This is a genomic window from Mesorhizobium sp. B2-4-13, assembly GCF_006658535.1.
Classification (GTDB): domain Bacteria; phylum Pseudomonadota; class Alphaproteobacteria; order Rhizobiales; family Rhizobiaceae; genus Mesorhizobium; species Mesorhizobium australicum.
On the sequence record NZ_VFVB01000001.1, the window covers coordinates 388,205 to 412,301 of the forward strand.

A 24,097-nucleotide genomic window follows, 5' to 3' on the forward strand; every position below is an offset into this window, starting at 1 on the left:
TTTCTGCGCTTCCCTTGCTCACGGACGAATGTCCGCTGCGCTACGGTTCTCAACCACCATATGACCAGTCAGAGCGAATTCGAAACAGTCTCCGAGGCGCTGAAAAGGGTCCCATGCTTGCCCGGCGGCCGGACTTTGCGCATCATTGCAAATGACGCACGCCGGCAGGCGGCATGACGGAGGCGACATGCAGGATTTGAAGCGACGGCCGGTTTCCGTCTTCCGCGAGTTCCTCGACAGCGAGGCGGCCGGCGGCATCATCCTGATGGTGGCCGCCGCCCTTGCCCTGATCGTCGCCAATTCGCCGCTCGCCGGGACCTACTTCTCGGTTCTCCACGCCTATCTCGGCCCGCTCAGCGTCTCGCACTGGGTCAATGACGGGCTGATGGCGGTGTTCTTCCTGCTCGTCGGGCTGGAGATCAAGCGCGAGATGCTGGACGGCCAGCTCTCGACCTGGCCACGCCGGGTGCTGCCCGGCATAGCGGCGGCCGGCGGCATGGTGGTGCCGGCGCTGGTCTATGTCGCCGTCAACAGCAACAATTCGGCCGCACTGTCCGGCTGGGCGATCCCGACCGCCACCGACATCGCCTTCGCGCTCGGCGTCCTGTCGCTGCTCGGCAGCCGCGTGCCGGCCTCGCTGAAGGTCTTCCTGACCGCGCTTGCCATCATCGACGACCTCGGCGCCGTCATCATCATCGCCATATTCTACACCAGCGGCCTGTCGCTGGCCTATCTCGGCGCGGCCTTCGCCGTGATTGCCGTGCTCGTCCTGCTCAACCGTATGCGGGTGATGAACCTTGTGCCCTATCTCGTGCTTGGCGCCATCCTGTGGGTACTGGTGCTGAAGTCCGGCGTCCATGCCACGCTGGCCGGCGTGGCACTTGCGCTGACCATTCCGCTCGAACGCTCGGCCGGCATCGGCCACGACCTTGACCATTCGCCGCTGCACCGGCTCGAGCACGGCCTGCACAAGCTGGTGGCGTTTATCGTCATCCCTATCTTCGGCTTTGCCAATGCCGGCGTTTCGCTCACCGGCCTGAGTTTTAGCGCCCTGATCGAGCCGCTCACGCTGGGCGTCGCAGCCGGTCTCGTCGTCGGCAAGCTGGTCGGCGTCTTCGGCTCCTCCGCGCTCGCCATCCGCTTCGGCCTCGCCGACCTGCCGGCCAACGCCGGCTGGCCGCACATGATCGGCATTTCGCTCCTGTGCGGCATCGGCTTCACCATGAGCCTGTTCATCGGCCTGCTCGCCTTCGCCAACGACGTGGCGCTGCAGGACGCGGTCAAGGTCGGCATCCTTGCCGGTTCCTTCATCGCCGCGCTTCTTGGCGCCGCGGTGCTGCTGATGGCGCCGGCTGTGGGTGGCGAGGAAGAAGCGGAGTAGCCGTTCCGGGCTGGAGCATCTGGCGGGCGTCAATTTCAGGGCTGCGATTACTCGCTCTCCCCCTCCAGCACCGGCACCGCGACACCCGCCAGTTCCGCCGCCAGCAGCCGCGCCGCGCCGGCGCGCGCGATGCGCAGCATCAGCGCCTTGCGCGTCGCCGCCGCCATGCGGTGCTCGGGCGCATCTCGTAAAATCTCGGCGCCATAGCCGTCGGAGAGAATGAAGCCGCATTCCTCGGGAAAGATTTCGGCCGGCACGCCGGGATGTGTGGCGAAAAAAAAGCGATCGGAATGCAGCCGGTAATCAGGCCATTTGCGGTCGACGCGAAAATCCTCGATCGAGGATTTGATCTCGATGATCCAGATATCGCCCTGCCGCGTCAGCGCCACGAGATCGGCGCGCCGGCCGGTGGCCAGCGACAGCTCAGGCAGCACATGCGCGCCCATCTGCATCAGCAACCGCTGCACGCCCCGCCGCACCAGCATGGCGCGCTCGGACTGGCGACCGTCGATCAGAGGGTTCAGGAGAATCGGGGAGATGATTGGCATGGCAGGCACCATGCCAGACTTTGTTCACGGTTTGAACCCGGTTTTTAGAGGCGATTATATATTTGATAGACCCAAGCAGAGGGAGTTTGCCGGCTGACCGGGGCGGCTCGGCGGTTTGGGGGGACATCAATACGGGCAAAACCGCCGAGCCTGACTGGCGGCGGCAAATTTGGGGATTTGGGAGTTCGCCGTCAGCTTTGACCAGGATATCGCAGGGTTGACGGGTTGGCGTCATTCGAACGAAGGGCGAGTCGATGTAGCAGTGGTCCGCATTGCGCCTATGTTCGGTTCGCTCTTTATGCCCTTTCGCGGGACGTGGGTCGAAGAACCCTACCGCTGCCAGAAGCGACGGTGCACCGATACAAGTTCATCCTCAATTTCGGGGAAGGGGCCGTGGACCTCGATCTTCTTCTGTCCAGAGCCGAGCACAATTCGCGCGGACAGGCTCATCGTCGGATTTTCGGGATGGTCGCCTGTCAGCGCGAGAAGCTCGGTCTCCTCGAAGCCATAGACCAGCTGGCCGATATTCGCCCAGTAGAGCGTTCCGGTGCACATCGCGCAGGGCTCGCCCGTCGAGACCAGCGTGCATGTCCAGAGAAACTCCGGCGGATAGGCTGCCGCCGCGCGCCGCGCAAGTTCGGTCTCGGCGTGATGCAGGGTGTCGGTATTGCCTTGGCGCATGAGGATTGCGTCGTCGGGGCCGACCAGCACCGCGCCGAACGGATGGTGGCCGTGCGCGGCAGCCTCGCGGGCGACCGCATCGGCGGCGCGAAGGTGGCGAGCATCTGGTCGCGGGTCATGCGCTCTCTCCGGTCATTGGGGTCACCGGCCGGCGACCAGCGGCCGTACTTTTACCCTACGCTGATATCAGAGCGCGCAATATACCACACGAACCCATGCTGGCGGCTTCACGAGCGCGTGGCAAGGCGGCTAACGCCGCCTTCGCCCAGGCCGCCCTCTTCAACAGGTGGTCTATCGCTTCCGCGGTTGGGTTTGCCGCTGCCTAAGGCCGCCCCCGCCATGTCATCCAAAATCGGGCAGTCCGGCCGCTCGTCGCCATGGCAGGCGTGAACGAGCTTCTGCAGCGTCGAGCGCATCGATTGCAGCTCGCGCACCTTCTCCTCGATGGCGGTGACATGGGCGGCGGCGATTGCGCGCACGTCGTGGCTGGCGCGGCCGCGATCCTTGTAGAGCGCCATCAGCTGGCGACAATCGTCTATCGAAAAGCCGAGATTGCGCGCGCGGCGCAGGAAGGCCAGCCGGTGGATATCGTCGCCCGAATAATCGCGATAGCCATTGGCGGCGCGCGCGGGCGCGATCAGGCCGATCTCCTCATAGTAGCGGATGGTCTTGGCCGGCAGGCCTGAGCGGTGGGCGGCGTCGCCGACATTCATGGCGGATCCTCGAGTTTCGCGGGCCTGCGATTCAGGCCCATTGAATTTCCTTCACAATCCGGTGAAGTATGTTGCCGAAATGCCATAGTGATACGCATACCAGCACGTAAGTCCCCGCATATAGGCATCGTGTGCTTGGCAAGCAAAGCAAATGCCAGCATGAATGATGGCGAGAAAGCGGCCGACTCGTGCCGCTCTAGTTTGGGCGGGGCACCGGATCACCACATGCGCATGAAGTCGCTTGCAATAATCGCCGCACTGGCGCTGTCCACTGCTATTGCCGGTTGCAGCACGATCGGCGGGCAGATGTTCTCCAACGACTATGGCGCGGTGACCGATGCCGGTTACCAGCTGCCACGTATCCCCATCGAGAAGGTGCCCTCGAAGTACCATCGCCAGGAAGTGAGTTACGACTCCAAGGAAAAGCCCGGCACCATCATCGTCGATACGCAGAACAAGTTCCTGTACTTCGTCGAAGGCGATGGCCGGGCAATCCGCTACGGGATCGGCGTCGGCCGCGAGGGCTTCGAATGGCACGGCACGGCCCATATCGCCATCAAGCGCGAATGGCCGACCTGGACGCCGCCTTCGCAGATGATCAAGCGCCAGCCCGAACTCGCCAAGTTCGCCGGCGGCATGGATCCGGGCCTGAAGAACCCGCTCGGCGCGCGCGCCATGTACCTGTTCAACAAGGGCGGTGACATGGGCTACCGCCTGCACGGCAGCCCGGAATGGAACTCGATCGGCAAGGCCATGTCGTCGGGCTGCATCCGGCTGATGAACCAGGACGTCATCGACCTCTACAATCGCGCCGAGGTCGGCGCCAAGGTCATCGTTCTTTAGACCCTGATCCCGGAAAGCCTGTCCGCTTTTCCGGCAGATCGTGGTTAAACTGGAAGTCGCCTTTCATACGCGGACCGTCTAGGCAACAACGGACGTCCCAAACAGAAAACCGGGCAATTCGGCCCGGTTTTTTGTTGTCCGTGGGTAGGAAATTGCCGTCTAAGAGACCTGCTCGACCTGCTGCACTTCCGGCACGAAATGGCGAAGCAGGTTCTGGATGCCGTGCTTCAGCGTCGCCGTCGAAGACGGGCAACCGGCGCAGGCGCCTTTCATGTGCAGGAACACGGTGCCGTTCTCGAACCCGCGGAAGGTGATGTCGCCGCCGTCCTGCGCCACCGCCGGGCGCACCCGCGTGTCGAGCAGCTCCTTGATGGTGATGACGAGTTCCTCGTCGGCCTTGTCATAGAATTCACCGGTCTGGCTGGTCTCGGCGGCGGGGCCGGCCTTGGCCATGACAGGCGCACCGGACATGAAATGCTCCATGATCGCACCGAGGATCGCCGGCTTCAGGTGCTGCCAGTCCGGGCCGTCCTTGGACACGGTGATGAAATCGTAGCCGAAGAACACGCCGGTGACGCCGGGAATTTCGAACAGCCGCCCAGCCAGCGGCGAGGCAATGGCCGCACTGTCGGCATCGCGGAAATCGGCGGTGCCTTCTAGGAGCACTTCCTTGCCGGGCAGGAATTTCAGCGTCGCCGGATTGGGCGTCGACTCGGTCTGGATGAACATGGCCGTCTCCATGCCCGTTTTGGGCAACTAGTTTGGAATAGTTCTAAATAGGCTCTATCGGCGGGACATTCAAGCGAAACGCATCGCCGGAACGGCTGGCTGGCGGAATGTTTTTGCGACTCATGCCAAGCACTGTGAAGTGCGTCGAGATTCGGGTCAGGCCGAGTCGAAAATGATGGTTTCCGAGAACCGGAGCGGAGCGTACTTGAAGTACGTGAGCACCGGAAGCCGCCATTTGCAGGCCGGCATCACCCGAATCTCGATACATTTCAGGCGAGGCTGTCGATCTCCTCATCCGACAAATTCTGTGGCACCACGGTCACCGGGATCGGAAAGGCAGCGCCTTTGCCGGCCACGGCGCCGACCAGCGGTCCTGGACCTTCCTTGCCGGCGCCGGCCGCCAGCACGAGGATGGCGATGTCCTGGTCTTCCTCGATCAGCTTGTGGATCTCTTCCGTCGGTTTGCCCTCACGCACCACCATCTCCGGTTCGATGCCGAGCTTCTGCCGCACCTTGTTGGCGTAGCCGTCCAGCGCCGCGCGCGCCGTGGCGTTCGCCTCCTCGCGCATGATCTTCTCGACCCCCAGCCAGTGCTGGAAGTCGTCCGGTACGATGACATAGAGCAGCACCAGCGTGCCGCTGGTGCTCTGCGCCCGCTTCGAGGCGTAGGCGACGGCGCGCTCGCATTCCGGCGTGTCGTCGATGATCGTCAGGAATTTCCTGCGGTGACCGGCTTCGCGGCTGAGGCGTTTGGAGACCATGTCTATCTACTCGGTGTCTTTTCGGCCGCAATCTGCCACCGCCGCTGACCGGCGGCAAGCCGCCGGCCTTGTGCCAGTGTTGTGCAGTGCACGGCGCCGCGATCAGCCCTGCAGCAGCCCGATAATGTCGCGCACCGTCTTCATCGTCGTTTCGGCGAGCACGCCGGCGCGTTCGCCGCCATCCCGCAGCACGGCGTCGACATAGGCGCGGTCGCCCTGGATACGGCGCATCTCGGTGGCGATCGGCGCCAGCCTCTCCACCGCGAGATCGGCCAGCGCCGGCTTGAATACAGAGAACTGCTGGCCGCCGAATTCCTTAAGCACATCGGCCTTCGACATCTCGGCGAGACCGGCATAGATGCCGACCAGGTTCTCCGCCTCGGGCCGGCTTTCCAGCCCGTCGACCTCGCTCGGCAAGGCCTCCGGGTCGGTCTTGGCCTTCCGGATCTTCTTCGAGATGGCGTCGGCATCGTCGGTCAGGTTGATGCGCGACAGGTCCGACGGGTCCGACTTCGACATCTTCTTGGAGCCGTCACGCAGCGACATGATGCGCGCTGCCGGCCCGCCGATGACCGGCTCGGTCAGCGGGAAATAGCCGTTCACCGTCTCCTCGCCTATCCTCATCTCGACGCCGACGCCAAGACCGGCGATGCGGTCGGAGAAATCGTTGTTGAATTTCTGCGCGATGTCGCGTGTCAGTTCCAGGTGCTGCTTCTGGTCCTCGCCCACCGGCACATGGGTGGCGCGATAAAGCAGGATGTCGGCCGCCATCAGCGAGGGATAGGCAAGCAGGCCCAGCGAGGCGTTCTCGCGGTCCTTGCCGGCCTTGTCCTTGAACTGCGTCATCTTGTTCATCCAGCCGATGCGCGCCACGCAATTGAAGATCCAGGCGAGCTCCGCGTGCTGCATCACCCGCGACTGGTTGAAGACGATGTGCTTCTTCGGGTCGATGCCGGAGGCGAGGAACGCCGCGGTGATCGACCGCGTCTGGTCGGCAAGGTCGTCATGGACGAGCTGGGCGGTCAGCGAATGCAGGTCGACGACGCAATAGATGCAGTCGGACGTATCCTGCAGGGCGACGAATTTCTTGATGGCGCCGAGATAGTTGCCGAGATGCAGATTGCCGGTCGGCTGGACACCGGAGAAGACGAGTGGCTTGAAGGCGGACATGGTTTTCCTCATGGCTTGTGGAGGGCCGTATAAGCGTGATTCCGAAAAGTTGCGGACTTTTCGGAGCCAATCATGCGGCTGGAAACCGCGCGCGGCGAAAGTCTTGCGACGGCGCGCTTATGGACGAGAGCGTCGGCGGGATCAAGACCGGCCAGGCGGGATGGCCGGCCGATTTATTCGTCGAGTTCTGATTTTGCCACGGACGGGCCGGCTTCTGTTCCCCTGCGCCCGACATTTCGCCGGATCATGCCGAAATCGGCGCCGCCGGTGGCGAAAGCAGTGATGAAATAGAGCAGCGCCCCTCCGGCCACCAATGCCAGCACCGTCGTCGCCTTGACGACCAGCGGCGAGCCGGGGCCGATCCTTGTCGCCAGCCAATGTTCGGCGAAATAGAGGGCGACACCCATGACCACCGCCGACAGCACCAGCCGTGGGATGCGCCTCAACAGCGGCACGTCGCGGCCCCAATGGCCGCGCCGGATCAGCACGGCAAGCAGCATCAGCGCGTTGACCCAGCCGGCGACGGCGGAGGCCACGGCGATGCCGGGTGCACCCATCCTCGGGAACAGCGTCAGCGCGGTGGCGACGTTCACCGCCACGGAGATTGCGGCGAAGATCATCGGCGTGCGCGTATCCTCGCGGGCGAAATAGCCTGGGGTGAAGGCCTTGATCAGCACGAAGGCCGGCAGGCCGAGACCGAAGATCGCCAGGATCGCCGCCACGACAGGTGTCGAATGGTTGGCGGCGAACGCGCCGCGCTCATAGACCAGCCGCACGATCGGCTCCGCCATTACCCAGAGCGCCGCCGCCGCCGGCAAGGTCATGAACAGGGTGAATTCGACGGAGCGGTTCTGCAGATTGGCTGCCTCGATCAGATTGCCTGACTTCAGCGCCCGCGACAGTTCGGGCAACAGCACGATCGCCACCGCGACGCCGACGACACCGAGCGGCAACTGGTAGACGCGGTCGGCATAAGCCAGCGAGGACACGGCACTGTCCTGCGCCGAGGCGATGGCCGTTCCGATCAGCTGGTTGATCTGGGTGATGCCACCGGTGATCGCCGCCGGCAGCGCCAGGATCAGGAGCCGCTTCACGTTCGGCGTCATCCGAGGCCGGCGGAAGCCGATCGAGATGCCCGCATTGCGCACCGCCACCCAGACGATGGCGAGCTGCACGACGCCGGCCGCCAGCACGCCCCAGGACAGGCCGAAGCCGACAGCGTGTGCATCCAGTCCGTGATACCAGGCATAGCCAAGCACGCAGATGAGGATGATGTTGAGGAAAGCCGGCGCGATTGCCGCGGCGAAATAGCGCCGCAAGGAGTTCAGCATGCCCGCCATCATGGCGGCGAGCGACATGCAGATCAGATAAGGGAACATGATCGTCGCAAGCGTGACGGTCGTCTCGAACTTGCCCGGCGTGTCGGCAAAGCCCGGCGCCACCAGGTAGCGCACGATCAGCGGCATCGCCAGTTCCATGGCGATGGTCAGCGCCAGGAGCGCGGTGAACAGCACCCCGAACACCTCTTCGGAAAAACGCTTGGCACCATCGGTGCCGTGCGTCTCGATCTCCTTGGCGAACAGCGGCACGAAGGCGGCATTGAACGCGCCCTCGGCGAACAGCCGGCGAAAGGTGTTGGGGAACTGGAAGGCGGCATTGAAGGCGTCCGCGACCGGTCCGGTGCCGAGTGCGGCCGCCATCAGCATCTCGCGGCCGAAACCGAGCGCACGGCTCATCAGAGTGCCGGACGCGACGGTAGCGAATTTCTTGACGAGACTCATGCGTTCGCAAACTGCCTGTGGGATCGGAAGAACGGGATGATGGCCGTCACTCGGTGGCTGCCTTGGCCTTGCCGCCGCGTTCGAGCGCTACACCCTCGAGCGTCGCAATCAGCCGGTTGCGGATGGTGGCGATGCGGGCCGGGTTGTCGATCTTCTGGCCGGTCAGGTCGGTGACATAGAAGGTGTCGATGACCTTCTCGCCGAAGGTGGTGATATGCGCCGATGCGATGTCGAGCGACAGGTCGGACAGTGTTCCGGTGATTTCCGACAGCAGGCCGGGGCGGTCGAGCCCCTCGACCTCGATCACCGAAAACCGGTTCGATAGCGCGTTGCGGATTTCAGCGCGTGGCGGGATCTTGAAAACCTTGGATCCGCGCCTTGGCTTGGTGCGTTTCTCGATCATCTCCGGCAGCCAGCTCTTGCCCGACAGCACGTCCTCGATCAGCCGGCCGACACGCTCGGCGCGCCGGCGTTCGTCCTCGTCGCGGTCGAATTCCCTCGAGATCAGGATCGTGTCCAGCGCGCGGCCGTCCGACGTGGTGAAGATCTGCGCGTCGACGATGTTGCCGCCGGCGCCGGCGCATGCCCCGGCAATGACCGAGAGAAGACGGGGGTGGTCCTGCGCCAGCACGGTGATTTCGGTCACCGCCTCGAATTGGTGGGTCTTGACCATGGTGGCGAGCTTGTTGCCCGCCGCGTCCGCCTCGCGGATGAATTCGGCGTGGCGAAGCTGGTCCGGCAGGTCCACCGTCAGGAGGTAGTTCTCATAATGCAGCCCGACATAGCGCTTGCGCGCCTTGTCGGGCCAGTCGGCGAGCGCCTCGGCCAGGCGTTCGCGCGCCGCCGCCGTGCGTTGGGCGCGCGAGACCTCCGAAAAGCCGCCGGTCAGCAGCAGTTCGGTCTCGTAGTAGAGCGTACGCAGCAACTGGCCCTTCCAGCCGTTCCACACGCCCGGTCCGACGCCCCTGATGTCGCAAACGGTGAGGATCAACAGCATCTTCAGCCGCTCTACCGATTGCACGATAGAGGCGAAGTCCTCGATCGTCTTGCGGTCGTTGAGGTCGCGGGTCTGCGCCGTCATAGACATGACGAGGTGGTTCTCGACCAGCCAGGCGACAGTTTCCGTATCGGCCGGCGAAAGCCCCATATGCGGGCAGATCCGCCTTGCGATCCTGGCGCCGGCCTCGGAATGGTCCTCTGGTCTGCCCTTGGCGATGTCGTGCAGCAGGACGGCGACATAGAGCGCCTCGCGGCTTTTCTTCAGCCCGGGCATCAGCGCATGCGACAGCGGATGCACCTTCTCGCCGTCGCCGCGCTCGATCTCGGCCAGCACGCCGATGCAGCGGATCAGGTGCTCGTCGACCGTGTAGTGGTGGTACATCGAGAACTGCATCATGGCGACGATCTTGCCGAAATCCGGGATCAGCCGGCCCAGCAATCCCGCCTCGTTCATCCGCCGCAGGTTGAGCTCGGCGTTGCGGTCCGAGGTCAATATGTCGAGGAACAGCCGGTTGGCTTCCTCGTCGCGCCTGAGCGACTTGTTGACCAGGCCGAGCGAACGGGTGAGGAGTTTCAGCGCATCGGGATGGAATTCCAGCCCGTGCTTGTCGGCAAACCAGAACAGCCTGAGAAGATTGACCGGGTCGCGCTCGAAGACGCCGTCGTCGGCGATGTTGATGCGATGGTTGTCGACGATGAAGTCCGACGTGCCGGCAAGCTTGCGCTTGCGGCGCTGGAAGGTGAGGAAGATGCGGTTGAAGCCGGGAACATGCTTGGCCTGCTCCTCCTCCAGCGCGGCGCAGAAAATGCGGGTCAGGTCGCCGACATCCTTGGCGACGAGGAAATAGTGCTTCATGAAGCGTTCGACCGCCGACAGGCCGGGATGGGTCGTATAGCCGAGCCGTTCGGCGATCTCGCGCTGAATGTCGAAATGCAGCCGCTCCTCGGCCTTGCCGGTGAGGAAGTGCATGTGGCAGCGCACCGCCCACAGGAAATCCTCGGCCTTCTGGAACTCGCGGTACTCGGCTTCGGTGAAGACGCCTTTTTCGACCAGTTCCTCGCCGGTGCGCACCCGGTAAAAATATTTGCCGATCCAGAACAGCGTCTGCAGGTCGCGCAGGCCGCCCTTGCCGTCCTTGACGTTGGGCTCGACCAGATAGCGGCTTTCGCCGGCCTTGGCATGGCGCTCGTCGCGTTCGGCAAGCTTGGCCTGCACATATTCCGGGCCGGTCGTGCGTACCACCTCATGGTCGAAGCGCAGCATCAACTCGTCATAGAGCTTGCGTTCGCCCCACAGGAAACGGGCTTCCAGGATCGAGGTGCGGATGGTGATGTCGGTGCGCGACAGCCTGAGGCACTCATCGATGTTGCGGGTGGCATGGCCGACCTTCAGCCCCATGTCCCACAGCATGTAGAGCATATATTCGACCGTCTGTTCGCCCCACGGGGTCTGCTTGTAAGGCAGCAGGAACAGAAGGTCGATGTCGGATCCCGGCGCCAGCGTGCCGCGGCCATAGCCGCCGACGGCAACGACCGCCATGCGTTCGGCCGAGGATCGGTTCTTCACCCGGTAGACATGGGTTGCGGCAAAATCGTAGAGCGAGCGGATCAGCTCGTCCATCAGGTGCGACAGCCGTTCGGCGCAGGCATTGCCGCCGCCATCTTGTCTCAGCATGGCCTCGGCTGTCTTGCGGCCCTCGGCGAGACGCCCCTTGAGAAGCTGAAGGACGGCCGAGCGGATGGCCTTGCTGGAACCGTCGCCGGCGCTGGCCGTGGTCAGCGCGGTCATCTCGCGGCGCAAGGCTTCGCCGTCGATCAGTTCATCGAGCTTCAGGGAGATTTTTGCCATAGATACCGGTCGGCCTTGCCTTTTGGGCGGCGTCTATAGCGTGTTTTCGCGGCGCTGGGTATGGGCCTGCTGTCAATCCCGCAAACGCTCTAGTCGTTTGCCTCGACTGGAGCGAGCGGGACGACAATCTGCCGCCGTAGCCTGCAGAGATCGGTGATCTGCCGCGCTGCCCGGCTGGCCTCCCTGCGGATACGCGCGAGTGCCCGTATCCTGTGTCCATTGGCGAGCCCGCTCGCGACCCACTCGGCCTCCCGACCCTGTTCGAGCAGGCTCGGTAACCTGTTGCCCACGAACTGGTCCTGCGCACAGAGCGCCGGAACAAGCTGGTAGATCGTCTTGCCGGTCGAGATCGCGAATGTGGGATCGAAGATGAGATTGTCCACCGCCACATTGACATCGGCGGTTGTCTCGAGAAGGGCGCGTGCCATCTGCCGGGAGAGCAGGTATCCGCCCGTCCCTATATGGTTCTTGCGGAGCCTGAACAGGGAAAACCCGCCGCCGACGGGAAACCTCTCCCGCTGGATCACGGTAGTGTGGAAGAATGTCTCGAGCTTGACGACATCTGCGTCGGCGGGAATCCAGCTCGTATCGGCAAGCAGCCTATCGGCTTTCGCGGAAAACACCATGTCGTCCTCGAAGACGGCGCCGTACGGCGCGTCGTCTTGCGCGATGATGGCCCAGCAGGCGCGATGGCTGTGCAAGCATGCGATCTCGCTGCCGGACAGACGTCGCACCGCATATCGTGCATGCTGGCGCTGCAGCGCGAGGTCTGGCCGGTCCCTTGCATCGATTGCGGCAACCCGCTCGAATCCGAGGCCGATGCGCGCAAACTCCGCCGTCATATGGGCAAGCCGGTCGGGGGATCTATCGAGGTTGATGACCAGACATTTCATTTCTTTAACAAAACTTTTTTCCTATGGCGCTCTATAGCACATGCGGAACCAGAGTTTTTATTTATGAGAAGGACTTGGTTTTTTGTAAATAAACAGGGAAACACGGATGTTTACCATCTCATGGCTGGAATCACTATCGATATTTTGGATAGAGCAGGATTCAATTTCTGTGTCCGCTCGCCACACGGCAAGGTGGAAGCAACGCGGAGCTCTATATTTATCTTGGCAGGCTTTGGAGCTTCCTGCCATAGATGTCGGTCGGGCTTGCCTTCCGGCGGAGCTCAAGCGCATTCCTGCGGCGCCGGATATGGACTTGCCGGCCGTCAGGCAAGATTAGTCGGCTTCCCAGTCGTCTCGAAGGGGACAACGATGTGTCGCCGACCTCTGCAGAAGCCGAGAACCCACCGCGCTGTCCGTCCGCCTTCCCTCATTATTCTTTCAGCCGTCGGGCTTCTGCGTTTCGCGGCAAGCTCATTACCGGTTCTTGCGGCATCCCGCTCCTCCCCAAGCAGGCTTGGCAGTCGGTCGCTGACGAACTGGTCCTGCACACACAGCGCAGGGACGAGCTGGTAGATCGTCTTGCTGGACGAAACTCCGAACGCCGGGGTGAAAAGTAGATCGTCGGCGGTGATATTGATCGTTTCGGTCGCTTCGAGGAGATCGCGCGCGGCCTGTCTGGAGATGATGTAACCCCCGGTCCCCGGATGGTTCTTGTAGAGCCTGAACGCGGAAAAACCATGACCGGTGGCGATCCTTCGTCGGTGAATGAGGGTCTTCTTGAAGTACGTTTCCAATTTGACAATGTCGGCATCTGGCGGAATCCAGCCGTCGTCAGCAAGCAACGGACCGGCCTTTGCTGAAAAAACCACGTCGTCCTCGAAGATGGCGCCGTAGCGAGCCTCGTCCTGCGCCAGCATCGTCCAGCAGACGCGGTGGCTGTGCAGGCAGGCGACTTCGCTGCCCAACAAACGCCGGGACGCATAAATCGGATGTTGCGGTTGCTGCCCGAGTTCAGGGTGGCTACGTGCATCGACCGCCGCAACGCGTTGGAACGCGACGCCGATCCGGGCGAACTCTGCACTTATGTGTGCAAGTCGGTCCGGGGACCGATCTAGGTTTATGACCAGGCACTTCATTGTCGACAAAGGTCCAGCGGGATGGCGGCGAACGATATATTAGAAGCGGCGCGCTTTTTAGTGTGGGCGCGCGGTTGTGTACAGTTTTCGCCATTTGGTCAATCCGCTGGGATCGGAGAACCGAATCCAAAACAGCCCTTGACCTTCCAGTTACTGGAAGCACTACCTCTGCTTCGAAGTAGGTGCATCGAGGCATTAGAAATGACGCATTCAGATCACGATCATCACACGCATGGCGCTCATGGCGGCTGCTGCGCGGCAAAGGGCACGGGCGGAGATTCGGATGCGGTTCTGCGCGATCCGGTCTGCGGCATGACGGTGGAGCCGCCCGCCGGCAAGCCGACATTCGAGCATGGCGGCCGCCTCTATCATTTTTGCAGCGAGCGCTGCCATTCGAAGTTCCAGGCCGAGCCGGACCGCTACCTGACCGCCGTCGACCCTGTCTGCGGCATGATCGTCGACCGCGCCGACGCCAGGTATTTCGTCCGCCATGAAGGCCAGGGCTTCTATTTCTGTTCGGCCGGCTGCAAGGCGAAGTTCGAGGCGGCGCCGCAAACTTATCTCGGCGACAGGCCGGCGCCGGCGCCGATGCCCAAGGGCACGCAATACACTTGCCCCATGCATCCGCAGATTCTCCGCGACAAGCCCGGCTCCTGCCCGATCTGCGGCATGGCGCTCGAGCCCATGGGCGTGCCGACGGGCGATGAAGGGCCAAATCCCGAACTGGTCGACTTCACCAGACGCCTCTGGGTGAGCGCGGTGCTGTCGGTCCCGCTGCTGATCGTAGCCATGGCGCCGATGGTAGGCCTGCCGCTTGAGGGCCTGGTCGAGGATCGCGCGAAGGTCTGGATCGAACTGGTGCTGGCGAGCCCGGTGGTGCTGTGGGCCGCTTTCCCGTTTTTCCATCGCGGCTGGGACTCGATGCTCAACCGCAGCCCCAACATGTGGACGCTGATTTCGCTGGGTGTCGGCGCCGCCTATCTCTACAGCGTCGTCGCCACGCTCTTCCCGGACATCTTTCCGCATCAGTCTCGCGGCCATGGCGGTGCGGTGCCGGTTTATTTCGAGGCGGCTGCCGTCATCGTCGCGCTGGTCTTCCTCGGCCAGGTGCTGGAACTGCGCGCCCGCGAGAAGACCGGATCGGCGATCCGAGCTTTGCTCGACCTCGCGCCGAAGACCGCGCGGCGGGTCGCCGAGGACGGCGCCGAGATCGATGTCGGGCTGGACGAGGTCAAGACCGGCGATCGCCTGCGCATCCGTCCCGGCGATGCCGTCCCGGTCGACGGCACGGTGCTCGAAGGCCGCTCCTCCATCGATGAATCGATGATCACGGGCGAGCCCTTGCCGGTCGAGAAGGCCGAAGGCGACGCCTTGACCGGCGGCACGCTCAACAAGAATGGCTCGCTGATCATGCGCGCCGAACGGATCGGCGCCGAGACGACGCTGTCGCGCATCGTCGAACTCGTCGCCAAGGCACAGCGCTCGCGCGCCCCGATCCAAGGCCTGGCCGACCGCGTTTCCTTCTACTTTGTCCCGACCGTCGTCCTGGTCGCGATCGCCGCATTCGTCGCCTGGGCGATCTTCGGCCCCGAGCCCAGCCTGATCTTCGCCATCGTCTCGGCGGTTTCGGTGCTGATCATCGCCTGTCCCTGTGCGCTGGGTCTCGCCACACCGATGTCCATCATGACCGCCACCGGGCGCGGCGCGCATGCCGGTGTGCTGATCAAGGAAGCCGCCGCGCTCGAGCGCTTCGCCTCCGTCGACACGCTGATCGTCGACAAGACCGGCACGCTGACCGAGGGCCGGCCGAAATTGACCGATGTCGTTGCTGCCAGCGGCTTTTCCGAGGACGAATTGCTGAGATGCGCCGCGACCCTGGAAAAAGGGTCGGAGCATCCGCTGGCCGAGGCCATCGTCGACGGAGCCGGCCAGCGCGGCGTGAAGATCGCCGAGGCCGGCAGCTTCGAGGCGGTTACCGGCAAAGGCGTTTCCGGCACGGTGTCGGACAAGAAGGTCGCGCTCGGCAATGCCGCGATGATGGCCGATCTCGCCATCGACGTTTCCGGGGTCCTGGCCAGCGTGGAAGCCTTGCAGGGCGATGGCAAGACGGTGATGTTCGTCGCTGTCGACGGCAAGCTGGCCGGCATCGTCGCCGTCGCCGATCCGGTCAAGGCGACCACGGCCGAGGCGATCAAGGCGCTGCATGGCAGCGGGCTGCGGATCATCATGGCGACCGGCGACAATGAGCGCACGGCCAGGGCGATCGCTGGACATCTCGGCATAGACGAGGTTCGGGCAGGTCTGTTGCCGGAACAGAAGGCAGCGCTGGTCGAGGAACTGCGCGGCAAGGGTGCCGCCGTCGCCATGGCCGGCGACGGCGTCAACGATGCGCCCGCGCTTGCCGCCGCCGATGTCGGCATCGCCATGGGAACGGGCGCCGATGTCGCGGTCGAAAGCGCCGGCATCACCTTGGTCAAGGGCGACCTCAACGGCATCGTCCGCGCCCGAACGCTGGCCCAGGCGACCATCGGTAATATCCGGCAGAACCTGTTCTTCGCCTTCCTCTACAATGTGCTTGGTGTGCCGGTCGCGGCCGGCGTGCTTTATCCGCTCACCGGCACGCTACTGTCGCCGATGCTGGCGGCGGCGGCGATGAGCCTGTCCTCGGTCTCGGTGATCGCAAACGCATTGCGCCTGAGAACGTTGAAACTGTGAGATTAACCCCCAGATACGAAATCCAACCGACAGGAGACCATGAATGACCTTGGCTAAAAAACTCGTGCTGCTGCTGATGGGCGCCGGAATGCTGCTTGCCGTCTTCCTCGAAAGCGTGCCGGCGCGGAGCGAGGAGATGAAGCACGACATGGGTGCCATGGCCATGGGGGCGGAAAGCCCTTCCACGGCGGGCTACAAGGCGGCGATGGACAAGATGCATACCGACATGATGGCCTCCCAATATACCGGCAACGCCGATGTCGATTTTGTCCGCGGCATGATCCCGCATCATCAGGGGGCGATCGACATGGCCAAGGTCGAACTGGCCAACGGCAAGGATCCGGAAATCCGCAAACTCGCCGAACGCGTCATCGCCGCGCAGGAAGCCGAAGTCAAGCAGATGCAGGACTGGCTCGCTGCCCATCCGGTGAAGTAAGGCATCAACGGCGGCGACCGGAGAACCCGAGCTCCATCCTGGATTTCTCCGTATGCTTGTGATGCCATGCGCCTCGATCGCTTACCCAGGAGCCCCCATGCCCACGACGACAAGAACCACCAAGCTGCCTTCGGGCGAAGCCGTCCAGGTGCTGGGACAGGGCACCTGGAAAATGGGCGAGGATGCCCGCCGTCGAGCCGGGGAGGTCAATGCTTTGAAGCTTGGGCTGGACCTCGGCATGACGCTGATCGACACCGCCGAAATGTATGCCAGCGGCGGCGCCGAGGAGGTGGTGGCCGAAGCCATCGCCGGCCGGCGCGAAGAACTCTTTCTCGTCTCCAAGGTGCTGCCGTCCAATGCTTCGCGCACCGGCGTGCCGGCGGCTTGCGAGAAAAGCCTGAAGCGCTTGCGCACCGACCGCATCGATCTTTATCTCCTGCACTGGCCGGGCAGCGTGCCTTTGGCCGAGACCGTCGACGCTTTCGAGGCTCTGAAGAAGGCCGGCAAGATCCGCCACTGGGGCGTCAGCAATTTCGATACCGATGAAATGGAAGAGCTCACCGGTTTGCGCTCGGGCGGCAATGTCCAGACCAATCAGGTGCTCTACAATCTGTCGCGGCGCGGCCCCGAATTCGACCTTGCACCATGGAGCCGCCAGCGCGGCATTCCGCTGATGGCCTATTCGCCGGTCGAGCAGGGCGCGTTGGCGCGCAATGCCAGGTTGGAGGCCATCGCCACCCGTCACAATGCGACCCCTGCGCAAATCGCCTTGGCCTGGGTGATGCATCAGGACGGCGTTATCGCCATTCCCAAGGCCAGCAGCCAGGAGCACGTCCGCCAGAATTTTGCCGCGCTGGACATAAAGCTTACGGCCGATGACCTCGCCGATCTCGACTGTGCATTCCCCCCACCGACGCGCAAGCGCGGACTGGAAATGATCTGACTATTTCTCCGCCAGCCCCTTCAGCCGGTAAAGCGCCTCCAGCGCTTCCTTGGGGGTCATCTCGTCGGGATTGATCTCACCGAGTGCCGCGCCCACAGCGTCGCTCTTCACCAGCTTTGGCGCTTCCCGCTTCATCGCCACCGAAAACAGCGGCAGGTCATCGACCAGCCGGTTGGTCTTGCCGGAGACCTCGCCTTCCTCCAATTGGTGCAGCACCGCCTTGGCGCGGTCGACCACCGCTTCCGGCAGGCCCGCAAGGCGGGCTACCTGGACGCCGTAGGAGCGGTCGGCGGCACCCTTGCCGACCTCGTGCAGGAAAACGACGTCGCCTTCCCACTCCTTGACCCGCATGGTGACGTTGGAAAGCCGCGCCAGCTTGCCGGCGAGCGACGTCATTTCGTGGAAGTGGGTGGCGAAGATCGCCCGGCAGCGGTTCTTCTCGTGCAGATACTCCACCGCCGCCCAGGCAATCGACAGCCCGTCGAAGGTGGCGGTGCCGCGGCCGATCTCGTCGAGGATCACCAGCGCCCGTTCGCCGGCCTGGTTGAGGATCGCCGCCGTCTCCACCATCTCGACCATGAAGGTCGAGCGGCCGCGCGCCAGGTCGTCCGAGGCGCCGACGCGTGAGAACAGCCGGTCGACGACGCCGATATGGGCCGATGTCGCCGGCACGAAGGAGCCGGTCTGGGCCAGGATGGCGATCAGCGCGTTCTGCCGCAGGAACGTCGATTTGCCACCCATGTTGGGGCCGGTCAGCAGCCAGATCGCGCCGTTCTTGGCATTGCCCTCCGGCGAGAGGTCGCAATCGTTGGCGACGAATGGGCCTTCGCCCGAACGGCGCAGCGCCTGTTCGACCACCGGATGCCGCCCGCCTGAAATCTCGAAGGCGAGGCTGGAATCCACCACCGGCCGGCACCAGGCCTCGCTTTCCGACAGAAGCGCAAGCGCTGCCGACACGTCGAGCACGGCGAGCGCGTCGGCGCCGGCGCGGATCGCCTCGGCCGCGCCGACCGCCTCCGCCGTCAGCGCATCGAAGGCGGCCAGTTCGATGCTCAGTGCCCGGTCGGCGGCATTGGCGATCTTGGTCTCGAGTTCGGCGAGTTCGGTCGTGGTGAAACGCATGGCGTTGGCCATGGTCTGGCGGTGGATGAAGCGCGCCTTGGCGCCATCGCTGCCAGTCATGACGGCGTGATGATTGGCCGTCACCTCGATGTAGTAACCCAGCACATTGTTGTGCCGGATCTTCAGGGAGCGGATGCCGGTTTCCTCGATCAGCGAGCGCTCCAGTCCGGCAATCACTTTTCGCGACTCGTCGCGCAACGCCCGCATCTCGTCGAGGTCCGGGTGGTAGCCGCCGCGAACGAAGCCGCCGTCGCGTTTGAGCAGCGGCAGCTCGTCGCCGAGCGCCTGGGTGAGATGTTGGGCAAGCGCCTTGGGCAGCGCCTTGATCGCGGCCATCGCGCCGGCCAACTCCTGGGGCAAGGCGGTCGCGGCAAAGGTTCCGGCGATGGTACCGGCCGCCTCGAACCCAGCGCGGAGCGCGCCGAGATCGCGTGGCCCGCCCCGGTTGAGCGCGAGCCTGGACAGAGCGCGCGGCATGTCGGCGACGCTCTTCAGGCTCATCCGCACGGCCTGGCAAAGCCTGACCTCGGAGCGGAAGAACGAGACGGAGTCCAGCCGCGCGCCGATGGCCGCCGGGTCGGTCAGCGGCGCCATCAGCCGGTCGGCGAGCAACCTTGCGCCGCCACCGGTCACCGTGCGGTCGATCGCCTTGAACAGCGAACCGTCGCGGCTGCCGGACAGCGTACGCAACAGTTCGAGATTGCCACGCGTCGCCGGATCGATGAACAGGGTCGAGCCCTGCTCCTCGCGCTCGGGCCGCGACAGCGGCGGTCGCTCGGCCTTTTGCGTTTTCTCGACATAGGCGATGGCGCCCGAGATGGCCGACAATTCGGCGCGCGAAAACGTGCCGAAACTGTCCGGGGTCGCCACCTCGAAGAAACGCGCGATCCGCCCCGTAGCCGAGGCCGAATCGAACAGGCTCGGCGGCTGTGGGCTGGCGACACGGCCGAGCACGTCGAACACCGGCTTCAGGTCGGGATCATGAAACACCGGCTCGGCGAGGATGAGTTCGCGCGGATCGACACGGAAGATGTCGGCCAGCAGCCGGTCGGCGGTGGTCTCGGCGACGCGGAAAGCACCGGTCGAGATGTCGATCCAGGCAATTGCAAAACTGTGCTCGCTGCCGCCCTTCACCCGACCCAACGCCATCAGATAACTCGATTCCGACGGCGCCAGCAGTTTGTCCTCGGTGATGGTGCCCGGCGTCACCAGCCGCACCACGTCGCGGCGCACGACCGATTTGGAGCCGCGCTTCTTGGCCTCGGCCGGATCCTCGATCTGCTCGCAGACGGCAACGCGGAAGCCCTGGCCGATCAGCTTCTGCAAATAGTCGTCGGCCGCGTGCACCGGCACGCCGCACATTGGAATGTCGTGGCCCTGATGCTTGCCGCGTTTGGTGAGCACGATGCCCAGCGCCCGGCTCGCCTTCTCGGCATCGTCGAAGAACAGCTCGTAGAAATCGCCCATGCGGTAGAACAGCAACGAATCCGGGTTAGCCGCCTTGATCTCGATGAACTGCTCCATCATCGGCGTGACGGCGGCAACGCCGGGCTGCGGCGGCGTCATCGCCTCGGGGGCGGCGTCGGGCTCGTTCGGGCTGTGCATGTTCATGGCGCGGCACGCTAGCAGATGTGATGGCGGGGTTTAATGCCAGGCCATCGAAAAGCAGGGGAAGACCGCGAGCCGTCTTCATGGAACGGCTGTTCAGCTGCATTGCCCGACGCGGCGATCGCGAATATCTGTCATCTTGGACAATAATGGCGGGGACGTCATGGACAAAGACGGGCACGAAACGTTCGAGGAGATGGTGGGACCGATCGACTCGGCGCTCGAGCGCTTCTGGCTCATGACAGCTCGGCACGCCAGCCAACGGTTGGGCAGGCTTAAATTTGTAGCAGCCAAGCGCCTTCCTTTCGCGCTGCCGCTCAGCGGTCCGTTGTCCCACCTGGATAGCGGCATTCGGCTTGCAGCTTACGTGCTCAGCCACGATCCGCTGCTGATCTACACGCCGATCGGCGGCGAGCGCCCCCTCAACTCAGTGGTGGCAATCGGCCGTCGCCTGGCCTCGCGCCGCGCCGTGTTCCTGCTGATGCCGAGTTGGACGCTTGAGCGGCCCCATGTCGTCGCGAAGCTTGGCAGGGATCTCGCCTGGTACCGTGAGAGCTTCTCGCTTCACGAACTGATCTTTCTTTGCAACACGCAAGAGGAGCGTCGTCTGGTCACTGCTGCCGGAGGAACCGCGATCTTCTCCAACCACAATCTGATGGTCAGCGAGGACATATTTCGACCACTGCCGGACATTCCTGTCGAGTTTGATGCGGTCTATAACGGCCGCATTTCGCACACCAAGCGCCACCACCTCGCCTTCGATATCGAAAGGCTCGCCCACATTACCTTTTCGATCGGCGAGCTGCCGCAGGCCGGCGACCGTGCCTTCATCCGTCGCTTGCAGGCGCAATCGCCGCTGCATCGTATCGCCAACCCGATCGTCAATGGCCTAACTGGCTGGCTGGCGCCGCAGGAGGTCAACCGCGTCTACAACCAGGCCGCGGTTGGGCTCTGTCTGTCGGCGGCGGAAGGGGCGATGTGCTCCAGCATGGAATATCTGATGGCCGGGTTGCCGGTGGTGAGCACGCCCAGCCTTGGCGGCCGGGATGTCTTTTTCGATCCGGACTATTGCATCATCGCCGAGCCCGATCCGGCGGCGATCCGGCGCGCTGTCGAGACGTTGCGCGACCGCGCCATTCCGCGCGAGGAGATACGCGACCGCACGCTGGCCGGGGTGCGGGCTCAACGGGAGGAACTCACAGTGTTCCTGTCCGACCTGTTGAAGAGGATGGGAAGCAGCCAACCGCCGCTGACGCAATGGCCGTTTCCCGGAACCAGGACGCTGCGGCGCTGGGCAACGGCCCGCCAGCATGCGGATGAAATCACGACATTGGGAACGGCGCGGAAAGGCTTCTGACCGGCCGTATCCGCTTTGAAGCAGCCTTGCCCAGCTTCGTGGTTTACACGCGGCGGCCCGTGGTCTTAATTCGCAAGCACACAGGTACCCGCTTCAAGGAGGTGCCGCACCGGCGAGGAAATCAAAAGCACCATGGCCAGGAAAACCGAGAACAACGGTCCGTCCGTCAGCGCGCAGGAAGCGCTCGAATTCCACGCCATGGGCCGGCCCGGCAAGCTGGAGATCGTCGCCACCAAGCCGATGACGACGCAGCGCGATCTCAGCCTCGCCTATTCGCCAGGCGTGGCAGTGCCCGTGCGCGCCATCGCCGAGGACCCATCCAGGGCCTTCGATTACACGACGCGCGGCAACATGGTCGCCGTCATCTCAAACGGCACCGCCATTCTTGGCCTCGGCAATCTCGGCGCGCTGGCCTCCAAGCCGGTGATGGAAGGCAAGGCGGTGCTGTTCAAGCGCTTCGCCGATGTCGATTCCATCGACCTCGAGGTCGACACCGAGGATGCCGACGAGTTCATCAACTGCGTGCGCTTCCTCGGTCCGTCCTTCGGCGGCATCAACCTGGAGGACATCAAGGCGCCGGAGTGCTTCATCATCGAACAGCGCCTGCGCGAACTGATGGACATTCCGGTCTTCCATGACGACCAGCACGGCACCGCCATCATCTCGGCCGCCGGTCTGATCAACGCGCTGGAAATAACCGGCCGCGACATGAAGACCACGAAGCTGGTCTGCAACGGTGCGGGCGCGGCCGGCATCGCCTGTATCGAGCTGATGAAGGCGATGGGTTTTTCGCCAGAAAACATCATCCTATGCGACACCAAGGGGGTTGTCTTCCAGGGCCGCACCGAGGGCATGAACCAGTGGAAATCGGCGCATGCGGTCAAGACGGAGGCGCGTTCCCTGGCCGAAGCGCTGGACGGCGCCGACGTCTTCCTCGGCCTTTCGGCCAAGGGGGCGCTGACCACCGCCATGGTGCAGTCGATGGCCAAGAACCCGATCATCTTCGCCATGGCTAACCCCGATCCCGAGATCACCCCGGAGGAAGTGGCCGAGATCCGCACCGACGCCATCATGGCCACCGGGCGGTCGGATTACGCCAACCAGGTCAACAACGTGCTCGGCTTTCCCTACATCTTCCGCGGCGCGCTGGATGTCAGGGCCACCACCATCAATGACGACATGAAGATCGCCGCCGCCCGCGCGCTGGCCGAACTGGCGCGCCAGGACGTGCCCGACGACGTCGCCGCGGCCTATCAGGGCAACCGGCCGAAATTCGGCCCCAACTACATCATTCCGGTGCCGTTCGACCCGCGCCTGATCTCGGCCATCCCGATCGCCGTGGCCAAGGCGGCAATGGATTCGGGCGTCGCCCGCAAGCCGATCCTCGATCTCGACCGTTACGCGCAGGAGCTTTCCGCCCGCCGCGACCCGATCGCCTCGACGCTGCAGCGCATCTACGACCGCGTGCGCCGCCAGCCCAAGCGCATCGTCTTCGCCGAGGGCGAGGAGGAGCAGGTGATGCGCGCCGCCGTCTCCTACGTGAACCAGCGGCTCGGCACCGCCATCCTGCTCGGTCGCGACGACGTCATCAAGGAGAACGCCAGGCACGCTGGCATCGACCTGAACAAGCAAGGCATCGAGATCATCAATGCGCGCCTGTCGCGCCGCAATTCGATCTACACCGACTATCTCTACGAGCGCATGCAGCGCAAAGGCTTCCTGTTCCGCGACTGCCAGCGGCTGATCAACAACGACCGCAACCATTTCGCCGCCTGCATGGTGGCGCTGGGCGACGCCGACGGCATCGTCACCGGCGTGACCCGCAACTATTCGACCGCGCTCGACGACATCAGGCGCGTCATCGACGCCAAGCCCGGTCACCGCGTCATCGGCGTCTCGATCGTGCTCGCGCGCGGCAAGACGGTGCTCGTCGCCGACACCGCCGTGCACGACATGCCCAACGCCGAGCAGATCGCCGACATCGCCGAGGAAGCGGCGGGCTTCGCGCGCCGCATGGGCTACGAGCCAAGGCTCGCCATGCTTGCCTATTCCACTTTCGGCCATCCACAGGGCGAACGTTCCGAGCGCGTCCAGGAAGCCGTGCGCATCCTCGACAAGCGCCGCGTCGATTTCGAATACGATGGCGAAATGGCCGCCGACGTCGCGCTCAACGCCCGCGCCATGGCGCAATACCCGTTCATAAGGCTGACCGGTCCGGCCAACGTCCTGATCATGCCGGCTTTCCACTCGGCCTCCATCTCGACCAAGATGCTGCAGGAACTGGGCGGCTCGACCGTCATCGGCCCGCTGCTGGTCGGCCTGAACAAGCCGGTGCAGATCGTGTCACTGAATGCCAAGGACAGCGATATCGTCAACATGGCGGCGATCGCCGCCTATACGGCGGGGGCTTGAGGGGCTTCCCCCCGTGTTGG

General features: G+C 63.9%; 17 protein-coding genes and 1 pseudogene. 7 read left to right on the forward strand and 11 right to left on the reverse strand.

Annotated features, from left to right (window positions below; translation table 11 throughout):
* Nucleotides 1–187 precede the first annotated feature (187 nt).
* Nucleotides 188–1,381 (forward strand): Na+/H+ antiporter NhaA, encoded by a 1,194-nt coding sequence (gene nhaA / locus FJ936_RS01925; protein WP_140786932.1) that lies wholly within the window; start codon nucleotides 188–190, stop codon nucleotides 1,379–1,381.
* A gap of 47 nt (nucleotides 1,382–1,428) precedes the next feature.
* Here nhaA and FJ936_RS01930 read toward each other — a convergent pair whose 3' ends face one another.
* The 3 genes and pseudogenes from FJ936_RS01930 to cueR all read right to left on the reverse strand — a co-directional run bounded on the left by FJ936_RS01930 (nucleotide 1,429) and on the right by cueR (nucleotide 3,323).
* Complete coding sequence (locus FJ936_RS01930; protein ID WP_015314183.1) at nucleotides 1,429–1,929, reverse strand: MmcB family DNA repair protein; 501 nt, start codon at nucleotides 1,927–1,929, stop codon at nucleotides 1,429–1,431.
* Nucleotides 1,930–2,259: 330 nt separating this feature from the next.
* Nucleotides 2,260–2,729: pseudogene (locus FJ936_RS01935) on the reverse strand (nucleoside deaminase).
* Nucleotides 2,730–2,837: 108 nt separating this feature from the next.
* Complete coding sequence (gene cueR, locus FJ936_RS01940; RefSeq protein ID WP_140786934.1) at nucleotides 2,838–3,323, reverse strand: Cu(I)-responsive transcriptional regulator; 486 nt, start codon at nucleotides 3,321–3,323, stop codon at nucleotides 2,838–2,840.
* 225 nt (nucleotides 3,324–3,548) lie between these two features.
* Between cueR and FJ936_RS01945 the strand changes: the two genes are divergently transcribed.
* Nucleotides 3,549–4,166, forward strand: coding sequence for a L,D-transpeptidase (locus FJ936_RS01945; RefSeq protein ID WP_015314176.1), 618 nt, complete (start codon nucleotides 3,549–3,551; stop codon nucleotides 4,164–4,166).
* Nucleotides 4,167–4,325: 159 nt separating this feature from the next.
* On the opposite strand, the gene FJ936_RS01950 is transcribed toward FJ936_RS01945, so the two are convergent.
* The 7 genes from FJ936_RS01950 to FJ936_RS01980 all read right to left on the reverse strand — a co-directional run bounded on the left by FJ936_RS01950 (nucleotide 4,326) and on the right by FJ936_RS01980 (nucleotide 13,484).
* Nucleotides 4,326–4,895 (reverse strand): NifU family protein, encoded by a 570-nt coding sequence (locus FJ936_RS01950; protein ID WP_015314175.1) that lies wholly within the window; start codon nucleotides 4,893–4,895, stop codon nucleotides 4,326–4,328.
* A gap of 269 nt (nucleotides 4,896–5,164) precedes the next feature.
* Nucleotides 5,165–5,656 carry a universal stress protein gene (locus tag FJ936_RS01955; protein WP_010913128.1) on the reverse strand — a complete coding sequence of 164 codons (492 nt, stop codon included), beginning with the start codon at nucleotides 5,654–5,656 and terminating at the stop codon, nucleotides 5,165–5,167.
* 102 nt (nucleotides 5,657–5,758) lie between these two features.
* A complete protein-coding gene (gene trpS / locus FJ936_RS01960) occupies nucleotides 5,759–6,826 on the reverse strand; it encodes a tryptophan--tRNA ligase (RefSeq protein WP_015314174.1) in 1,068 nt (355 codons plus the stop codon).
* A gap of 173 nt (nucleotides 6,827–6,999) precedes the next feature.
* A complete protein-coding gene (murJ, locus tag FJ936_RS01965) occupies nucleotides 7,000–8,607 on the reverse strand; it encodes a murein biosynthesis integral membrane protein MurJ (RefSeq protein ID WP_140786936.1) in 1,608 nt (535 codons plus the stop codon).
* A gap of 46 nt (nucleotides 8,608–8,653) precedes the next feature.
* Nucleotides 8,654–11,455, reverse strand: coding sequence for a [protein-PII] uridylyltransferase (locus FJ936_RS01970; protein WP_140786938.1), 2,802 nt, complete (start codon nucleotides 11,453–11,455; stop codon nucleotides 8,654–8,656).
* Between the two features lie 89 nt (nucleotides 11,456–11,544).
* Nucleotides 11,545–12,348: a glycosyltransferase family 25 protein gene (locus tag FJ936_RS01975; protein WP_140786940.1), complete on the reverse strand. Its 804-nt coding sequence runs from the start codon at nucleotides 12,346–12,348 to the stop codon at nucleotides 11,545–11,547.
* A gap of 323 nt (nucleotides 12,349–12,671) precedes the next feature.
* Complete coding sequence (locus tag FJ936_RS01980; RefSeq protein WP_140786942.1) at nucleotides 12,672–13,484, reverse strand: glycosyltransferase family 25 protein; 813 nt, start codon at nucleotides 13,482–13,484, stop codon at nucleotides 12,672–12,674.
* A 201-nt stretch (nucleotides 13,485–13,685) separates the two neighbouring features.
* Between FJ936_RS01980 and FJ936_RS01985 the strand changes: the two genes are divergently transcribed.
* The 3 genes from FJ936_RS01985 (at nucleotide 13,686) to FJ936_RS01995 (ending at nucleotide 17,578) form a co-directional block, all read left to right on the forward strand.
* A complete protein-coding gene (locus FJ936_RS01985; protein WP_141906064.1) occupies nucleotides 13,686–16,199 on the forward strand; it encodes a heavy metal translocating P-type ATPase in 2,514 nt (837 codons plus the stop codon).
* Between the two features lie 43 nt (nucleotides 16,200–16,242).
* A complete protein-coding gene (locus tag FJ936_RS01990) occupies nucleotides 16,243–16,635 on the forward strand; it encodes a DUF305 domain-containing protein (protein WP_140786946.1) in 393 nt (130 codons plus the stop codon).
* Nucleotides 16,636–16,732: 97 nt separating this feature from the next.
* Entirely contained in the window at nucleotides 16,733–17,578 is an 846-nt protein-coding gene (locus tag FJ936_RS01995; RefSeq protein ID WP_140786948.1) for an aldo/keto reductase, read from the forward strand.
* Here the strand turns inward: FJ936_RS01995 and mutS are convergent, their stop codons facing one another.
* The gene (gene mutS, locus FJ936_RS02000; protein WP_140786950.1) at nucleotides 17,579–20,311 is read right to left on the reverse strand and encodes a DNA mismatch repair protein MutS; all 2,733 of its coding nucleotides are present in this window, start codon (nucleotides 20,309–20,311) and stop codon (nucleotides 17,579–17,581) included.
* 160 nt (nucleotides 20,312–20,471) lie between these two features.
* On the opposite strand from mutS, the gene FJ936_RS02005 reads away from it, so the two are divergent.
* Nucleotides 20,472–21,665 (forward strand): glycosyltransferase, encoded by a 1,194-nt coding sequence (locus FJ936_RS02005; RefSeq protein ID WP_140786952.1) that lies wholly within the window; start codon nucleotides 20,472–20,474, stop codon nucleotides 21,663–21,665.
* Between the two features lie 132 nt (nucleotides 21,666–21,797).
* Entirely contained in the window at nucleotides 21,798–24,077 is a 2,280-nt protein-coding gene (locus FJ936_RS02010) for an NADP-dependent malic enzyme (protein ID WP_015314164.1), read from the forward strand.
* Nucleotides 24,078–24,097 lie beyond the last annotated feature (20 nt).